At 71.7% G+C, this 2,049-nt stretch carries 3 protein-coding genes; 1 reads left to right on the top strand and 2 read right to left on the bottom strand.

Features of this window, described 5'->3' with window-relative positions; translation table 11 throughout:
- Positions 1 to 491, bottom strand: a 491-nt coding sequence (locus DEIPI_RS0111300; protein ID WP_027481850.1) for an MFS transporter, incomplete at its 3' end; no start/stop codon positions are given.
- A 319-nt stretch (positions 492 to 810) separates the two neighbouring features.
- On the opposite strand from DEIPI_RS0111300, the gene DEIPI_RS0111295 reads away from it, so the two are divergent.
- Positions 811 to 1,851, top strand: a complete 1,041-nt coding sequence (locus DEIPI_RS0111295) for a spore photoproduct lyase family protein (protein WP_245588549.1) — start codon at positions 811 to 813, stop codon at positions 1,849 to 1,851.
- Here the strand turns inward: DEIPI_RS0111295 and DEIPI_RS30405 are convergent.
- Positions 1,839 to 2,049, bottom strand: a 211-nt coding sequence (locus tag DEIPI_RS30405; protein ID WP_045234125.1) for an AP2 domain-containing protein, incomplete at its 5' end; no start/stop codon positions are given. The genes DEIPI_RS0111295 and DEIPI_RS30405 overlap by 13 nt on opposite strands.

Genomic DNA, 2,049 nt, shown 5'->3' with positions numbered 1-2,049 from the left:
AGGACGGGCAGGCGCAGGTCCAGGCCGCCGACGAGTGCGGAGGCGATCACGCCGAGCATCCCGGCGGCGGCGCCGACCTGGGCGCCGCGCAGGAAGAGCGTGCCGACGCGGTCCTCGCCGACCTCGTCGGTGAGCCACGCGCTCTGCGCGCCGCTGAGGAAGGTGTAGCCGAGCCCTCCGACGACCTGAGCGAGCAGGGCGCCCGCGAGGCTCGGGACGAGCGCGAGGACGAGGAAGCCCAGCCCGAGGCAGGCGAAGCCCAGCACGACGGACAGACGGCGCGAGTACGTGTCGGCGACGACGCCGGTGGGAATTTCGAGCAGGAAGCAGGTGAGTTCGAGGACCGTGCCGATCAGGACGAGCTCGAGGGGGCTGAGCTTCAGGTCCTGCACGAAGTACACGGCCTGGACGGTGAAGACGAGGGCGAAGACGAAGGAGGAGACGCCTTCCTGCGTGAGGTACGCGGCGGGCGCGGTGAGTTTCGGGAACATGTCACTCCGTGGACGAGGTGCCGGGCCGCGCGGGGCGGCGCACGACGAGGGAACGACGCACCTCCCGGCGCGCGTGGCGCGGCGAGGAGTCGCCCGGCACTCCCCTGGCGGGAGCGGGGCGGGTGCGGCCCCCTGGGGGGCGGGTCGGTCGTCACTCGTCGGCTGTTGACATGGTGGGCACCTCTTCGCCCGGAGGCGTGAGGCGAGTGTACGTCAGCGGGCGCGGCGGGCCTACCCGCCCAATGGCGTAGGGCGTGACGGTCCTGTTCACGGCCGCGCGCTAGCCTGTCCGTCCATGCGGCCACGGGACCTTCTGAGGGTGAACAGGATCTATCTGGAGCCGCGCGTGCGGGAGTACGCGCGGGGCCGGGAGATCCTGGCGCGGTTCCCGCACGCGGAGCTCGTGGAGGTGGCGTCGCACTGGAACATCCCGGGCCTGCACGGCAACGAGGGCCTCGCGCGGGACTGGGTGCGGGTGAAGCGCGAGACGCTGGTGCTGGGCGTGCGCAAGACGCTCGCGGTGCGGCCCAACGGGCGCAGCGCGGACTTCATCGCGCCGGGCGTCGCGAACGGCTGCGCGATGAGCTGCGCGTACTGCTACGTGCCGCGCCGCAAGGGCTACGCGAACCCCATCACGACCTTCGTGAACGTCGAGGAGGTCACGGCGTTCCTCGCGCGGCACGCGCGGGCGCAGGGCGAGAAGACCGTGCCGGACCAGGTGGACCCGCGCGCGTGGGTGTACGACGTCGGGGAGAACAGCGACCTCAGCGTGGACGCGCTGCTCTCGGACAACGTGCGTGACCTCGTGACGCTCTTCCGGGGGCTGCCGAACGCGAAGGCGTCGTTCGCGACGAAGTTCGTGAACCGCGACCTGCTGGACTACGATCCGCGGGGGCGCACGAGAATCCGCTTCTCGCTGATGCCGCGTTCCGTGGCGCGCGTGGTGGACGTGCGCACCTCGCCGATCCGTGAGCGGATCGCGGCGGTGAACGACTTCGTGGAGGCCGGGTACGAGGTGCACCTGAACTTCTCGCCGGTCATCGTGTACGACGGGTGGCGGCGCGACTACGCGGCGCTGTTCGAGGAGGTGGACGACGCGCTGTCGGACGCGGCGAAGGCGCAGCTGGCGTGCGAGGTGATCTTCCTGACGCATCACGAGGGCCTGCACGACGTGAACCTGCGCTGGCACCCGCGCGCGGAGGATCTGCTGTGGGTGCCGCGCGTGCAGGAGGAGAAGCGCTCGCAGCAGGGCGGGACGGCGGTGCGCTACCGGACGGGCATGAAGGGGCAGATGGTGCGGGTGTTCCGGGACCTCCTGACGGAGCGGATGCCGTACTGCCGGGTCCGCTACGCCTTCTGATCCGGTCCGGGGAAGTTGACGGGGCCGAGGCCGAGGTGTTCGGCGCGGGCGCGGTCGTAGGCGTGCGCGGCGTCCTCCTCGGTGGGGTACGTGCCGAGCGCGACGTGTTTGTCGCCGATCTTGATGCGGGCGCGCCAGCGCGTACCGGAGCGGCTCACGCCGACGTAGCCGCCGCCCTCGCGGGCGCCGGGCCGCTGC

The sequence above is a fragment of the Deinococcus pimensis DSM 21231 genome, assembly GCF_000519345.1.
Classification (GTDB): Bacteria; Deinococcota; Deinococci; order Deinococcales; family Deinococcaceae; genus Deinococcus_A; species Deinococcus_A pimensis.
The sequence above is the reverse complement of the archived record's forward strand: the minus strand, read 5'-3'. Positions and strand labels throughout refer to the sequence as shown.